Source organism: Desulfosediminicola flagellatus (genome assembly GCF_005116655.2).
In the GTDB taxonomy this organism is placed as follows: Bacteria; Desulfobacterota; Desulfobulbia; order Desulfobulbales; family Desulfocapsaceae; genus Desulfopila; species Desulfopila flagellata.
On the sequence record NZ_CP050698.1, the window covers coordinates 4,546,746 to 4,567,772 of the forward strand.

Below are 21,027 nucleotides of genomic sequence, written 5' to 3' on the forward strand. Positions count from 1 at the left end.
AAGCTATGTCCGAAAACAACACAGATCAAAAACAGCGCATTATTCAAGAATATGTGCCGGGTAAGCAGGTGACCCTCGCGCATGTTATCGCGAATCCGCATCGATCAATTTACCTAAAGCTGGGATTGGATGACGAAACCGCTGGTGCCATAGGTATCTTGACTATCACCCCATATGAAGGCGTGATCATCGCTGCCGATGTAGCTACGAAATCAGCATCGGTTGAGATCGGCTTTCTTGATCGTTTTGGTGGTTCGTTACTTCTCGTAGGTGATGTTGCCAGCGTTGAAGCAGCAGTCAGTGAAGTGCTCAATTATTTTAATGATGTACTGCACTATTCCATTGCGGAAATGACCCGCTCTTAAGCGAATAGTATCTCAAGCGAGCAATGCCACTATGAAGAAAATGATGTTTATAGGGGAAGCCCTCGTGGGAAAAAGCTCTTTGATTCGTGAGCTTTCCGGGAAGGAATACACATCCCGTCGAGCGATGGCAGTAGAATACTTTGGGCAGTATATCAACACTCCCGGAGAGTTTATAGAGAACAGACGTTTTTACCACGCACTCATCACATCTTCTGCCGACTGCGACATTATTGCCTTTGTTCAGGATGCAAGTCGTAAAAGCAGTCTACTCCCTCCCCTATTCGCCTCAATGTTCAACCGCAAAGTCATCGGTATTGTTTCCAAGATTGACCATCCAGAAGCCAACATAGAACGCGCTCAACTCTTTTTGCAAAATGCCGGGGTTAAAGAGTTCTACCTCACAAGCAGCATATTGGGAGAAGGACTTGTTAACCTTCGTCAGATGCTTCAGTAGAATTTTCATTCCCACGATTATACTATGAATTGTGCTTAAATTACGGATCAGATAGACATCTTCACTTCTCAAGTTTTCGCATCCAGCAATCCTCGTCAACCTCACTACCGCTCTCTGAACTATGCGGGAGTAAGCTCTTTTCATGCTTCATTTACCCTGCCAACCTCAATACATGATTAGATAGTAGTATCAACGCCTAGACTGTCCGGAAATGGAGCAACTTTTTTGGTTGTTTTTGAAATCTTCTTGAGCCACGGGAAAAACTAAAAGACATAGCCAATTCCGACCTTGCCTTCAAACTACGAAATGCAGAATTACCATTTCTTTCTGCGTTTGAGCCTGAAGCCAGCAAGACCAGCTAAGCCCGTGCCAAACAAAAGCAGTGTGGCTGGCTCTTGAACTGGTTGGTTCAAATCGGCGGTAATGCTATCGTTAAGGAAAGCACCTCCAGCCATAGAGTTAAAAGCAGAGCATCCTTGACTCTGCTTTTTTGTTTTAACTTCATTTCATACATTAAACTCAACAAAAAATGCCAATCCGTTTTCAGGGGAGCCATCTAAACTTTGATTGCTGCTTTTGCTTAATTCTTCCGACGCTTCAATCCAATAAACCCGGCCAAGCCGATGCCAAAAACAAGTAGACTGGCAGGCTCTGGTAGAGGCTGAGTCTGAATATGCCCAGTAAAGATTGCCAAGCCTCTAGGGTTGCTGAGGTAGTAGTCTGCAACACCCTGAAGACCTAAGTCCATGTTGAAGACCCAAGCTTCATTATAGTGAAACTGATCAAGTGTACTGGACCAGTAAGTAGCCGAAACTAAATTATCAAAAGGTCCTGTGTTGTTCAGTCCATAAGGATCAAGTTCCAACTTTGCGTCGGTGGTGAAATACCCATTATTACCAAGCTCGGTGTAAAATAGATGGCTTAATTCTGATGTGTCAGGGTTGTTATATCCAAATGAAGCCGAGCCGTCATAAGTGATTTGGATTTGTTCAAACAAGGTTTCGGAATCATCCACCGTTGAGGGCAGGCGCCAGTTGTCATATGTCACGCCGTTAACCGTGACGACAAGATTTGCCGCCCAAGTCATATGATTATCCCATCTATTTAAATCCTCGGGAGAGGTATAATCCAACCAAGTGATATCCAGATCGGTGTCGTGAATCAATTTATAATTACCGTCAATCCCCGCTATCGTACCCATACCTGAAACCACCAAATCAGCGTGTGCTTGACCGCTCAAAGTTAACAAACCCAATAATGCCAAACCTGCCCAATACCGATTTTTCATTGGTTCCCTCCACTTTCTGTTGGATAATAGCTAGAAAATGAGCACCCCCCTGAAAGGTTTCTTCCTGTTCGCCCAAACTGGCACACAGCTAGAGTTCGGGTTCAGATTACTCGCCTTTGTTAGTTTCAAAGTTGTCGGGCACCATGCCCGAAACCACAACACTATTGGTCGTCAGTGATCACGTTCCATTTGTAATCTGTCAAGCGCCCAGTGGTGCCAATTGCAGATCCGCGGGAAGGCCAGTAAACCCGGCGTGCAAAAACAACACCAAATGAATCAAAACAGATAACAAACGCCGGATTAACAGGACCACCTATTATTTAATTTTTTTGATACTCTGAATAATCAACTTGGGAAACACGATCATTTTCAAATTTTATGCCGACTGTTTTTGAAATTTTTCGCCTACCACGTTCACCCAATTTTGAAAGTACTTCGCTCATGCTCATTCCTGGCTTAATTTATGAGCGTGCGTCCTCGGTAGAGGATATATCAGCTAGATGACTGTTGCTATTATAAGTTGGAACCATACAGCCTGACATGGCTAGTATTACTAGTGTAAAGATTGAACTTGTTATGTAGCGAAAATTAGGCATTATTCACCTCATACGTTCAGTTTTGTGTTTTAGAGTATATTACGATGTTACACCTAATAGACTGCGTGAAACAATGATATGATACAGGCATGCTGCGTGTTAGGTAACACGAAAGATTACACAACACTATCGTGCAAATCACAGGAGCCTTGTTCAAGGTGATTCAGGATGAAGATGTCTCCTGAACACTGTTGACCAAACATCATCATATAATCCTCAAAGAACTGGATTTTAATCAACCAGAGGAGGTGCAATGATGAAAGTCAGTCAGGCTATTTCTTATCACCTGCAGTATCACAAGGCAAATTCACAACTTAATACCCAACGGTGCGTCGAGTATGTCCTGGGTAAATTCCACAATCACTTTAACGAGAGAGATTTGGCTTCGGTTTCTGAGGAAGATGTTCTCAACTTCCTCAACAAACCACCTTCTATTGGAGTCGGACAACGCCAACACATTAAATTTTATGACTTTATTTTTTAGTAACAGGTGTTTTGAAGCTTAAAAGGCCCTTTTGGGTATCAAAAAGAGTAACCTAAGGCAAGAAGCTATCAGATGATGGTGAGAAATCCGTGCCGCATTTTAGGTAACAAAGGTGCTGCCACTTTCCTTAGAAGTCGATTTTTAGAAAGCATTAAGCTTGGGATTGACATCTACCTATACTTGTATCCTTCCAACATTACAGGTAATTTTCCTCCAAGTAACTTCTTCAGTATTGCCGCTTTCACTATTCAACTGAAATATAGGCCGGCAATATGCGAGAATTTACCTCATAGGTAACTGGAAACACAGAAGCTTAACGCTTTCGATTTTTACCCATAAAAATAGCACTCCGAGGACTAAAACAACCACTTTTCGATACAAATCAACCGTAATTCAAATAACTTGACATGGTCCAACCCCAAATACTATATTTAAACACTTTGTGGCCTTGCCGTAGTCGCACAAGATTATATTCTAATCACTTAAACTTAACACCTCTGTATGAAGGCATACTCAGCATAAACTTAATCATCAAAACAAAATATGGCATATCAAGACTCTAACCCTGAACGTCGCAATCTAATAGTTACTTCTATTGCCTTAAGTGCATACTGTTATGCTGGAGGAAGTATAGCCGAACCGAGTATTCGACTACAGTTCATTAATGCCACATTCTCTATTCCAGGAGTTTTGGCTTTAATTGGATGGCTGGTCCTCTTTTGGTTCATCTATCGATATTGGCTGGCTCATAATGGTGACTTCTCAAAATCATTTAGAGAAGAATTTCATAATATTACAGGCAAACAGTACCTAACAAACTTCATGAATCAATGTATTGGTCAAAGTCCTATACAAGATGATGAAGAAGGCTACCGAGTGAGTGGACTTGCTTGGTGGAAAAACTGCGTGACTATACAATGCAGGTACTATCTAACCGTAAATCGTGATCCTAACGGAAGAATAGTATTTGGCACCCCTACTTCAGCTCACAAGGAAACACCACGTCTGCTACTAAATAATTTTAAAGGGTGGGTTCTAACTACGAGAATCACAGTTGACTGCATGATAAAAAAGCCAAATTCAAGTTACCTGTTCCCGTACATTTTAGCTTTGGTAGCTATCTTGGGAGGACTTTGGAGATTACTTTCGACCTAACAGATCGCAACTTCGCCCCGCTAAAACATTAGGGTCGGACCGCGCCAACACACCACATTTCATGACTTTATTACTAGAAAACTGGTGTTTTTGAAGCTTAAAAGGCCCTTGTGCGTATCAAAAAGAGAAATCTAAGGCAAGAAAGTATCAGGTAATAGTGAGAAAAATTCGTGCGGTATTTTAGGTAACAAAGTTGCTGCCACTTTCCTAAGAGGTCGCTTTTATCTATAAAAAGAGCATTCCAAAAACTAAAACAACCACTTCACGATACGAATCAACTGTAATTCAAAAAATTTGACTTGGTCAGATTCCAAACACCCCAAACACCCTGCCACTTATTCCTATTGCTCATGAGCACCACCGTGTCAGCGTTTGGAATCACTTATCGAAAACTTCCGGGTAATGCTTGTGAGCGCAGTCCGGACACATGCCGTGGCTGAAATTCACTTCCATGTGTTCCTTTATGTAGACATCTACCTGGTTCCAGAACCCCTTGTCATCACGTATCTTTTTACAGTAGGAGCAGATAGGGATTATACCGCGCAGCGTCTTTACCTCTTCCAATGCAGTCTGTAACTCGATAATCAACCGCTCCCGCTCCTCATCTGCCTTCTTTCTTTCTGTTATATCCTGAACAGTTCCGAGGAGAGTTACTGCCCCGGAAGCAGTGTCATGAAGGACCTCGGCTCGCCCATAGAGCCAGCGCTCCACACCATCGGAAATCCGCTTAATCCGATACTCCCTGTCGAATGGAAGTCCCTCTTCGAGGACCCGCTTCAAGAGGACTGCTAACTCCTCCCGATCCTCAATATGGAAAAGGTTGCACCAGCCTTCGGCGTCCTTTGTGTATCCGGCATCTATACCAAAAATCTCGTCCAACACCTCAGTAGAAGACCATTGGCCGGTAGCAATATCGTAGTTGTAGGAGCCCACGCGGGCGATGCGTTGTGATTCCCGTAGTCGCCACTCACTCTCCTTCAGGCTCTGCTCCGCCTGCTTCCGGGCAGTGATGTCGTGGACTATAGAGAACGAATACTCCTTTCCCTGCATCGAGATAGGGTTGGCGTACACCTCTATGTCGCGGATCTCGCCATTGGCAAGCTGGTGCTGATACATGTAATACGACCGTCTCTCTGCCACCGCCCGCTTAACCTCGGCACGGATCTCTGCCTCCGGAGTGATGTTAAGGTCGGGAATCCTCTTTGTCAGCATAGTCTCCAGGTCATAGCCGTAGAAGTCCAAGGCCGATTTATTTGCGTCGATGATTGCAAATGTTGATAAGTCGACCACATACATCACAGCACTATGATTCTTAAAAACCTGTTGGAACAACATCGAATCCACCAAAATGGCACTATCATTGGTCCCTTGAGTCTCTACCTCTTTATCCGACCTCGTTACAACTCGATCCGTATGCATCGAACCCTCGAGCAACGCGATGCGGTGGCGTAGCTCATGAAGTTCTGCAATAAGATCCTCTCTAGTCCGATCCTCATCACTCATAGAGTTTCCTCAGCAGATAGCCTCTCAGAGGCCAATTACACATTAAGTCGTTGTAATTCAATTCAATCCCCTTAAACCAACAGGTTAACATATGCTCTTCATGAATTAATTCAATCCTAGCTAATCAGTATCATTGAAGCAAATTTTTCTTTCCCTGAGCAGGTTTCTTTTTTTAATTATAAAACATGAACCGCAATATCATGGGTTCTGCCACAAACTTGCCATTGAGTAACCTCCACCTAACTTGAAATTGCATACCAATATAACAGGGAGAGAAGAACTCTTTCCCCTGAGACCAAAGGCGTTTTGTGATATTGAATGGAAAGGAAAAATGATCCTGCAAGCTAAAGCTCCCCGTGCATAATCGGTCGCCTGTAATGTTTGTGGTGAGATGGTCATAGAGAACAACCTAGCTAAGAGAAGAAACCATCTGGTGTTCAGAGACTGTCAATACTGAGTGAACAACTATAGATTGCATAATAAGGAGAGTCCTAATATTTTTTCGACGATAGATAAGCCAAACTACTCTGTCCAATTTTGAGATATGAAAAGAAGGGAAAAGGCCCCGCACCAGGAGGGGGAAGATTGTGGTGCAGGGCCAGGACTACCCAGTACCCATATCTTTTCATTTTTTGCCAAATCTGTTGCTTTTCCAGCATTCTGCACAGACTGGAAGCGTGCATAAGGACTGAGTGTTTCAGAAGCGTATTGTATTTTACTCAGTCCTTTTGTTGTGTTTTCAAGGATCCCACGCAATCTGTAAGGCTGAGGTTTTGACTTATGGGTAATAAGCAGGGCTATGAGCCTACTATTTACAGCATTTGCTTTACCTGTTGAACTACCTGAAGATAAGCGTCAACACGCTTCGTGTCAGGATTATCGTATTTTTGATTGAGAAAAGCTCGCGCCTGGCTTTCCTCACAGTCCATCACTTCGTATATAGAGGACAAATTAAAATAATCGTGTGCCTCATCTATGAGCTGATCTATGGTTTTTTCAGTCATACCAATACCTTTCTATCATCTCCTGGAGGGAAATTAACCTCTCCTTAATTCAATAATTATAATCTACGTCATCCGTCTCTAGAAACAGATAGCCTTTTCCTTTACCAATTTTCTTCGTGTAATCAGAACTATAACAATCCATAAACTCTGCTTCGAACAGCATATCCATACTGTTCCCCTGCAAATCTGTTATGATAACTGCAAGATCGCCATGGATACGACCCATTCGGAAACTCACACCTGGATTGCCATTATCTTGAGTCGCTCCTGCTACCCTTAAGTACAAGGAAAAATTGCAGCTTCTTCCTACATCCTCAATCAGTTCGCCAGTGCACGTAATTTCTGTAAAGTATTTTTCTTCGGCCATCTCACTGATATCTACTGAAATAGCATTCCTATCCACTTTCAATGAAGTTGTAGCCAAAGACTCTAACCTAACAGTAGAATTCGCACGTGGATCTCGTTTCAGAATACAGTTGATGATCTCACAGGCAATTTCGGGAAAACATGAAACGTATTTCTGTGCACCAAGGCCGTAATTCATGCCGAACTCCATTCCTTCCATCTTTTGACAGCTTCAAAGAGCAAAGCTATCTACCAAACTTTTATAGCAACAGAGTATCCTTTCAGTACATTTTGGTATTGATCACATACGACATTTTTTTTTGCACTTTACGCCAGATAACGTAAACTTCTAATAGTGAACCGAAACCATGTCGTATTTTATAATTGCAAATACAGTATGAGGAGAAAGCGTTGTATCAGACAAAGCTTGCCAGTATCCAGATAGTGCTTTGGAAAATCTTAAAAGCATACAATCAGGATGCAGAAGCAACTTTTCAGGCAGTTGGTCTAGACCCAGCCCTCATGTATAACGAGGGTGCCCGTTATCCGTTGCTGAAAATAGCCGCCCTTTGGCAGGAGATGGCCCGGAGGATTGATGACCCGTGTTTTGGTCTGACTACGGCTGTTCATTGGCATCCGTCAAACTTTGGGGCGTTAGGCTATGGCCTATTGACCTCCACGAGTTTACGCATGACACTGAGACGGCTAATAAGATTTCACAGGGTAATCTCTGATGCCCGTTTTGGAGAACTGTTGGAGGATGGTGACAGACTTGTGTTTAGATTCTGTCATGTCGATGAGCCGGTTTACTGCCAGCCACGCGAAGATGGCGCAATAGCCTGGTTGCTGAGTGTACTGCGGGTGAATTATCATCGTGACTTTGCCCCCGTCGAAGTGAATCTGATTCACAAAGAACCAAGTTGTAGCGGGAAATATTATGAATTTTTTCGCTGCCCTGTCAATTTCGCAGCAGACCATTGTTCAATAGTGCTCCCAATCGCGCTTGTTGATGAGCCACTTCCTGGTGGTAATGAGCAGTTTTCAGGTATACATGATCGTTTAAGCAGCCAGTATCTTGTTAGTCTTGATGATAATGAAATCATCTCCAAAACGAAAAAAGCTATTGTCGAACTCCTACCATCAGCAGAGGCAAACCTTCAGAGCGTCGCATCACTTTTAAAGCTTGGGCCCCGAAGTCTTCAACGTCAATTACAAGCTGAAGGAATAACCTTTCTCGGTTTACTGGATGAGACGCGGAAACAGATCGCCCGGGAGTATCTTAGAGACGACTCGATGGATCTTGCCGAAATTGCCTTTCTACTTGGCTTTGCAGAGCAATCCACTTTTTCCCGTTCATTTAAACGGTGGATGGGGACTTCTCCAGGAAAATACAGAATCTCCGCGAATATTGACAGTGCCACTCTTTGATGTCACTTGAGTGATCAGCTTCCCTTCTTTATAAAGTGTATTTTTGGTTATCTACATTCGTGGATACTCTGAAGCAATCGTTCATAGGAAATTCAAATTCGAAAATAAAGCTGAGTAATGATTTACAATTACCCAGTATCTTCCTACTCTCCTATTTCCAGGGGTTCCTTGACTGATACAATAGGATTTACAGTCGGTGGCGGTGGCCGAAACAGGTGTCCTGTTATCATACCTTTCGTTGTACCAAATGCGGCCACAGTCCATGCTGTGAGCAAACCAATATAGTAAAAAATACTAATCCATTTAAACAGGGGCAAACCGGTATGATGTGCTAATTGCGCAATTCCTGTAACACATGTACCTACAGGGAAGGTAAATGCCCAATAGGTCAGGGCAAATCTCATCTGTCTGCGACGGGCCCGAAGGGTCAATAGAGTTGCCAGACAAGTCCAGAGAAGCACAAACCCAAATACAGGCACACTATACAGCACCGCAAACAATTCAAATCCATACGCAATCTTAGAGGAAACAGCCCCTTCTGCAACCGTTCCCAATATTCCGGCAGCGGTCATAGATTGCCCTAAAGGGCCTAAAACAATCCATAGAGTGGGGACTCGGGAGGTACCTGATGTTCCATGATGAGCTAACCTGCTCCAGATCATTGAAATAATAATCAATGCAGCCACAAGACTTAAGCCGAACATAGAAAAACAGAGATAAAACATTGTCTCTCTAAGTACACCAACGGGAGTATAGGGAACCAGCATTGCACCGATAGCCGCCGATACCATCGGAGGAACAACGGGCATAAGCCACCCTCCAAAGGCAGAGTCTGGTCGAACCTTAAATGTGGTAAACAAACGAAAGGGTATAATAATAGCTGAACCAAGACCGGCAATAGTGCCAATAAACCAGAGGATCCAGGTAATTTTAAGGGCTAACTCCTGGCCCAAAACACTATCCCCCAGCAACAATGTCCCACCTGCAACAGTAAGCATGGCCATTGGTGGGGCACCATAAAACTGTGCCATCATAGGATCTCTAAAATGCTTTTTCCAAACATTTGACCTCTTAAGTAAGAGGACACAAGTGGCAAGAACAAGACCAACCAACATGCAGGAAGCAAAGCACCAGACAATCAAGGCAAAACCGTGAAGCTTATCAGACAATAGTGGTAGCGATGCCGCTGCATTGGCAATAATCCCTGTACCCATTACCGAGGCAAACCAGTTGGGGCCTAATTCATAGTCATTGGTTGCACCTGTGACTGTATAAAAAAAACGTTTCCACCAAAAACCTTTGACACTCGGATTTTTAAAATCGTTATCCATATTTTTTCAATCCTATCTATGGGCAATACGTTTATGAGCATCGACGGGATATGCAGTGACGAAGCTATAGGCAACTCCACCCAAAAAACAGCACAATGGGGATATCACTATTATAGCTTAATCGAAGATTGAAAACTCTGGTGACAATAAAAAGCTGCTAAGCACCCTCTACTCAAATTAAAGGGTCACAACTTAGCAGCTCAGGATCGTTGGAAGACATATTTCTTCATTTCTACTCCAGATCATTTCCCAAATCACATTCCCCTTGACTGCCAGCCTACCTACAGGTAGGTTACCGACATGAATGATACACGAACAAAAATTTTAGATGTAGCTGATGATCTCGTGCAACGAGTAGGGTTGAACGCTATGAGTTACAAGCACATCAGTGAAGCAATAGGAATCCGCAAAGCCAGTATTCATCACCATTTTCCTAAAAAAGGAGATTTGATTGATGGAATGCTTGAGCGTTGCGAAACCTCCTATAGCGACAGATACAGGCAGATAGTAAACGGGTGCGGACAAGCACCTGAAAAACTACGGAAAATTGCTGCATTATTTGAAGAAGGTCTGAGTAACAATAAACTCTGCCTGGTTGCATCAATCAACACCGACTGCAACACTCTCCACGAGAGTTCATCTAAGCTTCTTCAAGGCACCATAGAAAACACGTTGTCTATTTATTCCACAGTATTTGAACAGGGAAGAGAAGAGAGATCTCTAACATTTACAGGAACTAACGCTGAAGCGGCGTTTACCTTCTTTTCTTTTCTGATTGGTGCACAATCTTTAGCACGCTCACACGGTGGGATTAATTCCTTCCATCAGGCCACTGAACTTTTTATAGAAGGATTTATCGTCTAGCAGGATGTTGGAGATTGATAAAAAGGTTATCTCGGGTCATTTCTTAACCTTCTCACCTACCTACTAATAGGTTGAATGAACAATTTGACCAACCTTGCAGGGATTGAAAATACATTACACGTAATAAAACTATGAGAATAATTGAGCCATATAAAGGTTTTGAGCAAGGTCCTATCCGCCCTCCCAGCGAGGCCCAAAGCTTACTGATTAGAATCAGTCGTAATTGTCCATGGAATCGCTGTACATTTTGCGGCTTATACAAAGATACAACGTTCAGCATGCGCCCTGTTGACCATGTGTTGCATGACATTGATACAATACGATTTTACGTTGATACCATTGAAACTGTTTGGAAATCAGGGGGTACACTTTCCAAATCAGAGCTATACGCTCTCTCCCCTAATGGCCAAAAAAGTGACCCGCAAACCATTCACGCAGCTGCCAGTTTTCTGGCGAATGGTATGGAGTCAATTTTCATTCAAGACGGAAACAGTCTGGTTATCAAACCAGCAGATATCATTCTAATCTTGCGCCATCTCAAGCAAGCGTTCCCCAATATTAAACGAATAACTTCCTACGCACGTTCACAGACCATTGCCAAAATAAGCGATGAGAACCTGAGTATTATGGCCTCTGCAGGACTAAATAGAATCCATATCGGTATGGAGTCCGGTTCGGACACTGTCCTTAAAAGGGTAAAAAAAGGCACTGACAAAGCAACTCAGATTGTCGCCGGAAAAAAAGTCAAAAGAGCCGGTATCGAGTTATCTGAATACGTTATGCCCGGGCTTGGAGGAAAAGAGCTCACACGTGAAAACGCATTAGAAACAGCTGATGCCATTAATCAGATAAATCCGGATTATATACGTTTGAGAACACTTGCTCTCCCCCCATCAGCTCCTCTTGCAAACGAATTCCACAATAGAGACTTTGCAAAAATGGGCGAAGTCGATACTGCTAAAGAACTGCTTCTTTTCCTCGAGCAATTGGGTGGTATTACCAGTGCTGTTCGAAGCGATCATATACTGAATCTTTTTCCGGAAGTTGATGGAGTACTTCCCGGTGACAAAGAAAAAATGTTGCAGCCTGTTAGAAATTTTCTTGAGCTAAAACCTTACGCACAAACGATATTTTGCATCGGAAGACGAACACATGTGATTGAACAGTTCAGCGACTTCAACGACTCTGTCAAGCGTGAAAGTGCCATGAAGATGTGCACTAAGCTCGGTGCAACACAAGAAAATTTCGACATGATTATCGATTCGATAATGAAGCGATTTATTTAACAGCCACAAGGATGTCACAATGATTCAGAAAGTTAAATCGTATGACCCAAGTAACGGAGACCTCATCGGAGAAGTTCCGGCAACAAGTGCAGAAGATATCGAGCTCACCGTCTTAAAAGCTAAAACAGCTGCTAAACATTGGAGAGGACTCTCGCTCAACAATCGCCTGTCCACGATTCAAAACGCCTATTCAGCAGCTGAAAAATCTGTACACAATCTTGCCGAGCTTCTCAGTAAAGAAATGGGTAAAGACATACGCAGGTCGACCTCTGAAGTGCAGGGCACCATTTTGGGGGGGCCGTATATTGCTAGTAATGTTGTGGCGGCATTGCGCAGTAAAACAATTGATGGATCAACTCTCGAATACAAAGCTCTTGGTGTGGCTGCGATTATATCACCATGGAACTATCCATTAGCGATGGCCAATAACCTTATCATACCAGCTCTCTTAGCTGGAAATAGTGTTATATGGAAGCCATCTGAAGAAACTCCGCTTATTGCACAAGCGTTTTTTGACATCATCAAAACAGGACTCCCTACAGGGCTACTGCAACTTATTCACGGAGATGGCGAACAAGGCCGGATTCTTGTTGAAAGTGATATCAATATAATAGGGTTCACAGGCTCTCAGGCTACAGGGAAGGACATTATGTCAAGAGCTGCATCTTCACTAAAAAGACTTGTCATGGAGCTTGGTGGCAATGATCCTATGATAGTGATGAAAGATGCAAATATCGAAGCTGCTGCAAGATTTGCTGTCGCAAGCAGTTTTGAAAATGCAGGGCAGATGTGCATCTCAACCGAACGGATTTACGTTGACGAGACAATCGCCGATGAATTTGAGCAAGCAGTAGTTACCATTGCAGCTCAATACACAATCGGTCCCTGGAATATGGATGGCGTAAATATCGGACCTATCATTAACTCCAGGCAACATGCAAAGATTATCGAACACATCAGAGATGCGATAGAAAAAGGGTCCAGACTTCTTCTGGGCAACACCGATAATCCCAAATTCTATATCAAGCCCACAGTCATCGCAGACATGACCTCAGATATGCGTATCGAACAGGAAGAAACCTTTGGCCCGGTGGTATGCATAAGCAGATATTCTGATATCAATCAGGCTATTGCCCGTTCCAACAACAGCAGTTACGGTCTGGGAGCAGTGGTCTTTGGTGGCATAGATGCACACACGGTAGCAGATCAACTCGAAGCTGGCATGATAGGTGTAAATCAGGGTGTTGGTGGTAGTGGCGATGTTCCATGGGTTGGTGCAAAACACAGTGGCTTCGGATTCCATGGATCGCCTGAAGGGCATAGACAATTTGCCCAGGTCAGAGTTGTTAATCGTTAAGGTATTCAATCAGAATCAAGCTGATTTGTTAAGCTGGTAAGCCAACCAATGTTGCTCATTACCTTCGAAGTAGGAAGGTTTAACCAAAAAAATTCACGAGCATGGGAGGTTCATGTACAAGGCATCAAGGGTGAGGTCGTGGTTCCCCCCCTCTACCACAATCCCATGATAGCGGCGTACATGAGCCTTCCAGGCTCGTTCTAAAGGGCTTTAGTACACTAAGATTGTGACGAGCCCAATCCCTAACAAATTAAAGCCCTGTTACTGTATATAGTAATTTGGAGTTGTACTGACAACCTGTCATCAGTATTGGCTTTGATCTTTTGTTATTTTACCGTATTCAGAGGAGCACATATTTGCTGAACATCTCCTCCGTTATTATCCGGGGTCTGACGTCAAAGCTGATTGGGGATTGATATTTGAACCTGTAGGATCTGGGTGCCTCTGGGCCAGATTAAATACACTACCTCTGATTTCACATCTTCACCCAGGCAGAATCAGAGCGTGAACTTTCGACACATTTTTCAATAAAATGCACTCCGGCTAAGCCATCTGCAGCTGTCGGGAATTCTTTGTCTTCAACTTCAATTGCTGCACCTGATTTGAGTTTTCTTAAGTATGATGTAAAGGCTTTATAGATATTAGCAAAAGCTTCGAAATATCCTTCAGGATGACCAGCCGGAACCCGCGAGAAACTTTGGGCAAGTGGAGAAAGAGCATCCCTGCCCCTGGAGATGCGTTGCAGCGGTTTGTCGAGATAACAGAGATTGAAGTAGTTAGGATTCTCCTGCGCCCAGTCAATCGATCCTTTCGAGCCGAATATCCGGACGCGTAAGCCGTTATCGTTACCTACCGCTATTTGTGAACACCAGTAAAGACCTCTAGCACCGCCGTGGTAATCCACCATTACCGTTACATTGTCATCGAGTTTTCTGCCTGCAACCAGCGTATCCAGTCTGGCTGAAAGTCGTTCTATCTTAAGTCCTGTCATAAACGAGACCATATTTTCAATATGACTGCCAATATCACCAACGCTGTTAGTTAAGCCGGTTATATCAGGATCACCGCGCCATGAGGCCTGCTTATGATCGGTTTCCTCAAGCAGTGTAGAGAGCCACTCCTGTGGATACTCCGCATTCACAAAACGTATATCGCCAAGCTCACCTGCTACCACCAGATCTCTGACATGTTTTGCTATCGGGTATCCGGTGTACGTGTAGGTTAGGCAGATGGTCAGATTGTTTCTTTCTGCCAGCTCAACTAATTCTTCGGCCTGAGCTGTAGTGACCGTGAACGGTTTATCGCAGACAACGTTAATCCCCCGCTCTAAAAAGAGTTTAGCTATCGGGTAATGAGAAGCGTTAGGCGTTACAATAACGACAAAATCTATACTATCACTTCGCCGCCCCTCAACTTCTGCCATTTCCTTATAATTTTTATAGAGCCTGTCCTGTGCGATCCCAAGTGAGGTACCGGTAGCAAGCGTGTTCTTGTAATCTCTTGAAAAACAGCCGCATGTCAGTTCTGCGCTACTGTCAAACCCGATTGCTTTTCTATGAACTTCACCAATAAACGCTCCCTGACCACCACCAACCATTCCGTAGGTTAAAGATTCCGTCGCTGCTCTAAGCTCTATTGACATGATTATCCCGGGTTTATTGTTTTCTGATCATAATCCAATAGTGAGAAAAGAAGTGATTACACGTAAACCGCTTCATCTCTGCTGTAATCAAATGAAAGGGCTAAACTTCACTCGTCCACTCGCACGTGAAAAACAGCAGTACCCGTCGATATTAATACGCAGGCTGCTATATCGGAAATTCTCAGAGAATGTTTTTTGCGCATCAGGATTATTTTAACTGGAAATGTACATGAAAGCCATCGCGATAACGGCCAATTGCTGTATGAAATTTCGAAAGTAATGAGAAGATAGGAGTTGTAACAGATTCTGAGTGCCTCAGGATTCTGAGCATTCTTAGGAAAATATACTTCAAAAACTATCTACCAAAACTCAATGCGGGTAATCAAAAGCACTACCCGCATTGAGGCTTTTTTCTACAAACTAATATTACGCACTTTTCTGCGTATCATCCGTTTCCTATCCTTAAAAGCCGATACTCCAAGCAAACTGGCCATGCCGAGAACAAATAAAAACATAGTTGCAGGTTCAGGAACCGGGGTATTCCCATAGCTCTGTGCATCATGTGAGTAGGGTACATGCTCGATTTTAAGGCTTTCGTTAGAATGCATATAGATACTGTATAAATCAAAATGGATTTCATAACCATCTGCTAAAGATGAAGTATCTATTGAAAATGCCTTAAAATACATCCCGGTTCCTGCTTGTGGTCCTGCTCCGGCAGTATCTTCAGAATTTGCCTGCGCTGCTGTATCTGAAGAATCAAAGGTAAACGAAATCTCTTTATAGAAGGTTTCATATATTCCATGCGAACCCAGGTCAGGTGACAAAACATTAACCGGAGGTTTGCCGAAAACCATATCATCAGTCACATCAACGATGTCACCATCAAAAGTAAATGTACCGTAATCTGCGGCAACAGAGGTTTTCGGGGTCAATGCCGCAGAGATATAGTAGATGTCATCCAGTGCATTATTTGAATCAGGTATGAGATACGCATACAGAGTGAAAATATCTCCGTTTGAAAAAACAGTCTCTGTACTCGAATCGTAAGAACCTCCACCAATATCAAGTTGCAAGGTTGGTATTGCCCAAACAGTTGAACAGGAAAAGCTAAGTACTGACAATAAAATGAACATTCTAAATTTCTTGAACATATATCCCCCCCAAACTGCATCAAAACGTTATGCAGATAGTTTACAAAGTAACTCATAGCCGGCATTCCACTATCCCTACAGGAATCGCCGCTACCAATGATAATTATTACTATACAGCAAAATGTCCTATTATCAACCACATTGTGGTACTTTTCAGATATTTACGAATTAAAATAACGTCAGAGGATTACTTTTGCAGATCTTGTGAATTCAAGAAAATAGATGAAGTGGCACATAAACATGACCCTATTCCATCACGAGGCCCTGAATTATCTTGCAATGATGAGAGACATTCAAAAAAACACGCGCATTCATATATCCGATTTTGCACGCATCATTTTTTGAAAATTCCGAAGAGCTTGACAGGTAGACAAGAAAAGTGAGACTAGCAGAAAGGACATTCCCGGACAGTCTCCCAGGCAGATCAGGTTGGATCGAGTGCTTTTCCCCTTTATCACAGATATGAAAGCACTTGCTATGGATCAGAGCTTGGGTAAATGTAGCTATAATTCTGAAATTAAAAAATTAAGAATGTTCAAACATCTTGAAACTAGGTTATTGGAGGCAGGCTTTTCCTTGCATGATCCTCACCTATAAAGAACAAAAGATCATTTGCAACATGCTGTTTATGAAGAGCTGACAAGGCCAATATGTATTCAGTTACCGGCCTTATCAGTCATAGCAGATTTATAGCAATAAAAACTATACTTCGTTTGCTGATTTCAACATGCACTGCAGCAGCACATTAGCGCCCTTCTCACAATCATCCCAGCTCGACTCTTCGACTTCAACATGACTTCTACCACCTTTCGACGGAACAAAGATCATAGCTGCAGGCGCAATCTGGTTAATATACGAACAATCATGCCCAGCCCCGCTCACCATATAGAGTGAGGAATAGCCAAGCTCTTCAGAGGCATCAAGCACGTTGTTAACCAGCGCGTCATTAAATGGTGCCCGCTCGACTCGCCAGGTAGTTTCCATTTTTATCGGGGTTCCATGGCGGTCAGCGATGGTCTGAAATTCTGTTTCCATCAGATCCCATGCGCCCAGGGCATGCTCATCTTCCCACGAGCGGATATCAACGGTGAAATGCACGCCATCAGGAATGATATTTCGCGAATTCGGGTAATTATGCAATTCACCAACGGTGGCGACCATATCTCCCTTTATGTGAGCTACCTTATTTACTGTCTGAATCATTTCAGCTGCAGCGAGCAAACAATCATTACGACCCGCCATGGGGGTAGGTCCTACCTGATTTGCTGTACCGGTCAGATAGATATCGTACCAGTGGAGGCAAAGCACTCCTTTTGGAGCACCGATTGTTTTGCCCTCCGCTTCAAGCATTGGTCCCTGCTCAATATGCAGTTCATAGTTGGCATGAATAGGAAAAGCTTTTGCCGGAGCATCACCTTTATAGCCAATGCGCTCAAGTTCTTCGCCCTGGGTTTTACCATTTATGTCAGTACGGTTATAGGCCCAATCAAGCTCAAGCTTACCAACCCATACGCCGGATGAAACCATTGCAGGAGCAAAGCGTGAACCTTCTTCATTAGTCCAGTCAACAATAACGATATCACGCTCTGTTTCGACGTTATTCTCATGCAACGTCCGCAATACTTCAAGCGGCCCCATAACACCAAGAATACCATCAAAACGGCCGCCTTTGGGTTGTGAATCTACGTGCGACCCACTCATTACCACAGGAAGATCACGATTTTTTCCCGGACGTCTGCCAAAAATGTTGCCCATCTCATCTATCGTTACTTCACAGTCAATCTCTTTTAACCAACTGCAAAAGAGATCACGGGCCTCTTTATCCTCATCGGAGAGAGCCAGGCGCTGAACACCTCCACCCGGAGTTGCTCCGATCTTTCCCATTGCTTCAAGTGACTCCTGCAGCCTCTTGCCGTTCACGCGTAAGTCTTTAATGCTCATCAGGTATCCTCTCTATCTCTTGCTCAAAAAAAATTAAGAAAATCATATTCAGGAAGCAGTGCTGGCGATCCCATCAACAATTGTGTAACCACCGCGATCAACAATATCCTGCCAGCTCTCCACTTCATCGGTAACCGAAACATCGACCATAGAGACACAATCTACAGGGCAAACAAGTGAGCAGAGATTACATCCCTTACATTTATCTGCGACTATGGCAGGAATCGGTTTACCTGCCCGGGTAACCTCGCTGGAAAGTTCAATCGCCTGATATGCACCGTCATTGCACGCCGTGTAACATTTCTTACAGCCTGTGCACTTTTCCTTGTCTATTTCAGCAACGACTTTGTAGTTCATATCCAACTCACCCCAGTCTTTATAGTTGCCAATCGCCCGGCCCCGGAGTTCTGATATATCGTTTATGCCCTTCTCTTTCATATAACCAGAGAGGCCGTCAATCATTTCGGTCACAATACCAAAACCATGGTGCATTACTGCTGTACACACCTGAACAGAGGTACAGCCAAGTGCTATAAATTCGGCAGCATCCTGCCAGGTATTAATTCCGCCAATTCCGGACATGGGCAGATCAAACCAGTCTTCTCTGGCGAGTGATGCAACCATGTGCAAGGCTATTGGCTTTACCGCCGGCCCGCAATAGCCGCCGTTGGTCGAACCGTTTCTCAGTTTTGGAAAAGGTATAAAATCTTCAAGATCAACCCCGATAATACTTTTTATGGTATTAATCAGCGCCACACCACTGGCATCACCAGTAACTGCTGCACGCCCCTGATCGCGGATATCCGCAACGTTAGGGGTAAACTTTACGAGCACCGGCAATGAAGTTGCTTCACGCGCCCAACGGGTAATCTTTTCTGCAATCTCAGGTTCCTGGCCAATAGCAGAACCAAGACCACGCTCGCACATACCATGAGGACAACTAAAGTTTAATTCCAGACCGTCGGCACCGGTATCTTCAACACGTCGGATAAGTTCCTGCCATTCCTCCATCTCCCCTGCCATTATTGAAGCTAAAACAGCATGATCCGGGTAGAGTTTTTTTACCTCCGCCATTTCCTTGAGGTTTATGCTGAGGCCACGGTCGGAGATCAGCTCGATATTATTGAGGCCAACAATCCTGTTTTTGCCATGGCTAAGGGCTGCATAGCGGCTGTTGACATTCTTCACAGGATTACCGAGGGTCTTCCAGACTGCTCCGCCCCAACCTGTATCAAAGGCCCGCATAATCTGATCACCGCTGTTAGTCGGTGGCGCTGAGGCCAGCCAGAATGGGTTCGGGCTTTTAATTCCGCAAAAATCTATGGATAAATTTGGCATGATATTACTCCTGATCTATTCTCTAAATGCTACCTGTGGTGCAACTCTCTACGAGAGTTTTCGAGGTATATAACGTCCTGCACCCGGCTCAACATTGAGTTTTCCTTCTTCATATTGTACTCGGCCATCGGCAATAACCATGCATGGTCCACCGATAGTCTTAAATCCCTCAAAGATTGAGGTATCGACATTGTGATAATGGGTTCGGGCCGAAATAACGCCTTTACCTTCCGGCTGCCAGATAACAAGATCCGCATCCGCACCCACTGCAACAATACCTTTACGTGGATACATACCGAAGATCTGTGCAGGGTTGGTGCTGGTTATGGCAACCATCTGGTTTAAACTGATTCTGCCCTTCATAACACCATAGGTATAGAGCAGTTTCAGTCTGTCCTCTATACCCGCAGCGCCGTTTGGAATCTTACGAAAATCTTCACGACCAAGTTCTTTCTGGCCTCTGAGATTGAATGGACAGTGGTCTGTACCGACAACCTGAATCTGACCTGCACGAATAGCACCCCAAAGCGCATCTGCATGCCCTTTAGGCCTGATAGGCGGGCTCATAACATATGCGGCACCAAGAAAATCCGGCTTTTCATATACAGAATCATCAAGCAGCAGATATTGCGGGCATGTTTCACCATAAATATCAAGCCCTTGAGCACGCGAATCAATAAGCACCTGTGTTGACTCTTTACAACTCATATGAACAAAATAGGCCGGCACGCCCAGTGCCCGCGCAAGTGTCGCCAGACGAGAGGCAGATTCACCTTCAGCATATGATGGCCTTGAAAACCCGTGATACTTTGGCGCTACTTTTCCTTCGGCAAAGAGTTTTTCCTGAAGTTCTGCAACAATCTCACCATTTTCACAATGCGCCATAATCAAGGCATTCAGATCTTTAGAACGCTTGAGCATGGAAAACAGTTCCTGATCATCCACCATGATTGCGCCTTTATAGGCAAGAAATGCCTTAAAGCTCGGAATACCTTCATCCCGCACACAAACTTCCATCTCTTTTGCCACCTGATCGCTATACCAGGTGACTGCCATGTGAAAACCATAATCGGCAACAGCGGTCTTTGCCTTCTCTTTCCAGGTACCAAGCGCTTCAAGCAGCGACTGTTCTTTAGCCGGCACGATATAATCAATAATAGAGGTAGTTCCACCCGCCAGCGCCGCCGCAGTACCCGACTCAAAATCATCAGCAGAAACTTCACCCATAAACGGCATATCCAGATGGGTGTGAACATCAATCCCACCAGGCAGCACATACTGCCCAGCTGCATCAATTGTACGATCGGCAACAACATCAAGATCCCTGCCAATGGCCACAATCTTACCGTCCTCTACATATATATCCTGGCAAACATTGTCCAACGGGCTGACAATCTCTCCGTTCTTAATCAATAATGATCCCATAATCTTCTCCGATCGCTGTTCAGTATGTCGTCTGTAATAAAAAACTGAGTGATTTCTGGCTAGCTAA

20 protein-coding genes are annotated in these 21,027 nt (G+C 44.0%); 8 read left to right on the top strand and 12 right to left on the bottom strand.

The genetic code is table 11. The annotated features are described in order from the left end of the window. Positions 1-5: 5 nt before the first annotated feature. Both FCL46_RS18780 and FCL46_RS18785 read left to right on the top strand, forming a co-directional pair. Complete coding sequence (locus FCL46_RS18780) at positions 6-365, top strand: BMC domain-containing protein (protein WP_136805663.1); 360 nt, start codon at positions 6-8, stop codon at positions 363-365. Between the two features lie 64 nt (positions 366-429). Continuing rightward, complete coding sequence (locus FCL46_RS18785) at positions 430-819, top strand: EutP/PduV family microcompartment system protein (protein WP_217909468.1); 390 nt, start codon at positions 430-432, stop codon at positions 817-819. Between the two features lie 314 nt (positions 820-1,133). Here FCL46_RS18785 and FCL46_RS28910 read toward each other — a convergent pair whose 3' ends face one another. From FCL46_RS28910 to FCL46_RS28495, 3 genes are all read right to left on the bottom strand, one after another. Then, positions 1,134-1,274: a PEP-CTERM sorting domain-containing protein gene (locus tag FCL46_RS28910; protein WP_136805665.1), complete on the bottom strand. Its 141-nt coding sequence runs from the start codon at positions 1,272-1,274 to the stop codon at positions 1,134-1,136. Positions 1,275-1,399: 125 nt separating this feature from the next. Beyond that, the gene (locus tag FCL46_RS18795; RefSeq protein ID WP_136805666.1) at positions 1,400-2,107 is read right to left on the bottom strand and encodes a PEP-CTERM sorting domain-containing protein; all 708 of its coding nucleotides are present in this window, start codon (positions 2,105-2,107) and stop codon (positions 1,400-1,402) included. Between the two features lie 320 nt (positions 2,108-2,427). Beyond that, positions 2,428-2,550: a hypothetical protein gene (locus tag FCL46_RS28495; protein WP_267313640.1), complete on the bottom strand. Its 123-nt coding sequence runs from the start codon at positions 2,548-2,550 to the stop codon at positions 2,428-2,430. A 406-nt stretch (positions 2,551-2,956) separates the two neighbouring features. Here FCL46_RS28495 and FCL46_RS18800 point away from each other — a divergent pair, with 406 nt between their 5' ends. Continuing rightward, entirely contained in the window at positions 2,957-3,187 is a 231-nt protein-coding gene (locus FCL46_RS18800) for a hypothetical protein (protein WP_136805667.1), read from the top strand. Between the two features lie 543 nt (positions 3,188-3,730). Further along, a complete protein-coding gene (locus FCL46_RS18805) occupies positions 3,731-4,342 on the top strand; it encodes a hypothetical protein (RefSeq protein ID WP_136805668.1) in 612 nt (203 codons plus the stop codon). A 378-nt stretch (positions 4,343-4,720) separates the two neighbouring features. Here FCL46_RS18805 and FCL46_RS18810 read toward each other — a convergent pair whose 3' ends face one another. The 3 genes from FCL46_RS18810 to FCL46_RS18820 all read right to left on the bottom strand — a co-directional run bounded on the left by FCL46_RS18810 (position 4,721) and on the right by FCL46_RS18820 (position 7,393). Continuing rightward, positions 4,721-5,845, bottom strand: a complete 1,125-nt coding sequence (locus tag FCL46_RS18810) for a PAS domain-containing protein (protein WP_136805669.1) — start codon at positions 5,843-5,845, stop codon at positions 4,721-4,723. Positions 5,846-6,657: 812 nt separating this feature from the next. Further along, positions 6,658-6,849 (bottom strand): hypothetical protein, encoded by a 192-nt coding sequence (locus FCL46_RS18815; protein ID WP_136805670.1) that lies wholly within the window; start codon positions 6,847-6,849, stop codon positions 6,658-6,660. Between the two features lie 49 nt (positions 6,850-6,898). Further along, a complete protein-coding gene (locus FCL46_RS18820; protein WP_136805671.1) occupies positions 6,899-7,393 on the bottom strand; it encodes a hypothetical protein in 495 nt (164 codons plus the stop codon). A gap of 212 nt (positions 7,394-7,605) precedes the next feature. Between FCL46_RS18820 and FCL46_RS18825 the strand changes: the two genes are divergently transcribed. Further along, entirely contained in the window at positions 7,606-8,622 is a 1,017-nt protein-coding gene (locus FCL46_RS18825) for an AraC family transcriptional regulator (RefSeq protein WP_136805672.1), read from the top strand. Positions 8,623-8,765: 143 nt separating this feature from the next. On the opposite strand, the gene FCL46_RS18830 is transcribed toward FCL46_RS18825, so the two are convergent. Further along, complete coding sequence (locus tag FCL46_RS18830) at positions 8,766-9,953, bottom strand: TDT family transporter (protein WP_136805673.1); 1,188 nt, start codon at positions 9,951-9,953, stop codon at positions 8,766-8,768. Positions 9,954-10,253: 300 nt separating this feature from the next. Here FCL46_RS18830 and FCL46_RS18835 point away from each other — a divergent pair, with 300 nt between their 5' ends. The 3 genes from FCL46_RS18835 to FCL46_RS18845 all read left to right on the top strand — a co-directional run bounded on the left by FCL46_RS18835 (position 10,254) and on the right by FCL46_RS18845 (position 13,460). Then, positions 10,254-10,817: a TetR/AcrR family transcriptional regulator gene (locus tag FCL46_RS18835; protein ID WP_136805674.1), complete on the top strand. Its 564-nt coding sequence runs from the start codon at positions 10,254-10,256 to the stop codon at positions 10,815-10,817. A 131-nt stretch (positions 10,818-10,948) separates the two neighbouring features. After that, positions 10,949-12,103, top strand: coding sequence for a radical SAM protein (locus FCL46_RS18840; RefSeq protein WP_136805675.1), 1,155 nt, complete (start codon positions 10,949-10,951; stop codon positions 12,101-12,103). Positions 12,104-12,122: 19 nt separating this feature from the next. Next, positions 12,123-13,460: an aldehyde dehydrogenase family protein gene (locus FCL46_RS18845; RefSeq protein ID WP_136805676.1), complete on the top strand. Its 1,338-nt coding sequence runs from the start codon at positions 12,123-12,125 to the stop codon at positions 13,458-13,460. 475 nt (positions 13,461-13,935) lie between these two features. Here the strand turns inward: FCL46_RS18845 and FCL46_RS18850 are convergent, their stop codons facing one another. The 5 genes from FCL46_RS18850 to hydA all read right to left on the bottom strand — a co-directional run bounded on the left by FCL46_RS18850 (position 13,936) and on the right by hydA (position 20,960). After that, entirely contained in the window at positions 13,936-15,102 is a 1,167-nt protein-coding gene (locus FCL46_RS18850; protein WP_136805677.1) for a Gfo/Idh/MocA family protein, read from the bottom strand. A gap of 413 nt (positions 15,103-15,515) precedes the next feature. Further along, the gene (locus tag FCL46_RS18855) at positions 15,516-16,256 is read right to left on the bottom strand and encodes a choice-of-anchor N protein (RefSeq protein ID WP_136805678.1); all 741 of its coding nucleotides are present in this window, start codon (positions 16,254-16,256) and stop codon (positions 15,516-15,518) included. A gap of 702 nt (positions 16,257-16,958) precedes the next feature. Next, complete coding sequence (locus tag FCL46_RS18860) at positions 16,959-18,197, bottom strand: M20 family metallo-hydrolase (RefSeq protein WP_136805679.1); 1,239 nt, start codon at positions 18,195-18,197, stop codon at positions 16,959-16,961. Positions 18,198-18,245: 48 nt separating this feature from the next. Continuing rightward, positions 18,246-19,535, bottom strand: coding sequence for an NAD-dependent dihydropyrimidine dehydrogenase subunit PreA (gene preA / locus FCL46_RS18865; RefSeq protein ID WP_136805680.1), 1,290 nt, complete (start codon positions 19,533-19,535; stop codon positions 18,246-18,248). A 48-nt stretch (positions 19,536-19,583) separates the two neighbouring features. Next, positions 19,584-20,960, bottom strand: a complete 1,377-nt coding sequence (gene hydA / locus FCL46_RS18870) for a dihydropyrimidinase (RefSeq protein WP_136805681.1) — start codon at positions 20,958-20,960, stop codon at positions 19,584-19,586. Positions 20,961-21,027 lie beyond the last annotated feature (67 nt).

Excerpts from the sequence above, each read along its gene's own strand:
- hydA (WP_136805681.1), bottom strand. The coding sequence starts at position 20,960 with ATGGGATCATTATTGATTAAGAACGGAGAGATTGTCAGCCCGTTGGAC.
- FCL46_RS18815 (WP_136805670.1), bottom strand. The coding sequence starts at position 6,849 with ATGACTGAAAAAACCATAGATCAGCTCATAGATGAGGCACACGATTAT.
- FCL46_RS18805 (WP_136805668.1), top strand. The coding sequence starts at position 3,731 with ATGGCATATCAAGACTCTAACCCTGAACGTCGCAATCTAATAGTTACT.
- FCL46_RS18840 (WP_136805675.1), top strand. The coding sequence starts at position 10,949 with ATGAGAATAATTGAGCCATATAAAGGTTTTGAGCAAGGTCCTATCCGC.
- FCL46_RS18795 (WP_136805666.1), bottom strand. The coding sequence starts at position 2,107 with ATGAAAAATCGGTATTGGGCAGGTTTGGCATTATTGGGTTTGTTAACT.
- FCL46_RS18820 (WP_136805671.1), bottom strand. The coding sequence starts at position 7,393 with ATGAATTACGGCCTTGGTGCACAGAAATACGTTTCATGTTTTCCCGAA.
- FCL46_RS18830 (WP_136805673.1), bottom strand. The coding sequence starts at position 9,953 with ATGGATAACGATTTTAAAAATCCGAGTGTCAAAGGTTTTTGGTGGAAA.
- FCL46_RS28910 (WP_136805665.1), bottom strand. The coding sequence starts at position 1,274 with ATGGCTGGAGGTGCTTTCCTTAACGATAGCATTACCGCCGATTTGAAC.
- FCL46_RS18780 (WP_136805663.1), top strand. The coding sequence starts at position 6 with ATGTCCGAAAACAACACAGATCAAAAACAGCGCATTATTCAAGAATAT.
- FCL46_RS18835 (WP_136805674.1), top strand. The coding sequence starts at position 10,254 with ATGAATGATACACGAACAAAAATTTTAGATGTAGCTGATGATCTCGTG.
- preA (WP_136805680.1), bottom strand. The coding sequence starts at position 19,535 with ATGCCAAATTTATCCATAGATTTTTGCGGAATTAAAAGCCCGAACCCA.
- FCL46_RS28495 (WP_267313640.1), bottom strand. The coding sequence starts at position 2,550 with ATGAGCGAAGTACTTTCAAAATTGGGTGAACGTGGTAGGCGAAAAATT.
- FCL46_RS18800 (WP_136805667.1), top strand. The coding sequence starts at position 2,957 with ATGATGAAAGTCAGTCAGGCTATTTCTTATCACCTGCAGTATCACAAG.
- FCL46_RS18850 (WP_136805677.1), bottom strand. The coding sequence starts at position 15,102 with ATGTCAATAGAGCTTAGAGCAGCGACGGAATCTTTAACCTACGGAATG.
- FCL46_RS18860 (WP_136805679.1), bottom strand. The coding sequence starts at position 18,197 with ATGAGCATTAAAGACTTACGCGTGAACGGCAAGAGGCTGCAGGAGTCA.
- FCL46_RS18810 (WP_136805669.1), bottom strand. The coding sequence starts at position 5,845 with ATGAGTGATGAGGATCGGACTAGAGAGGATCTTATTGCAGAACTTCAT.
- FCL46_RS18855 (WP_136805678.1), bottom strand. The coding sequence starts at position 16,256 with ATGTTCAAGAAATTTAGAATGTTCATTTTATTGTCAGTACTTAGCTTT.
- FCL46_RS18845 (WP_136805676.1), top strand. The coding sequence starts at position 12,123 with ATGATTCAGAAAGTTAAATCGTATGACCCAAGTAACGGAGACCTCATC.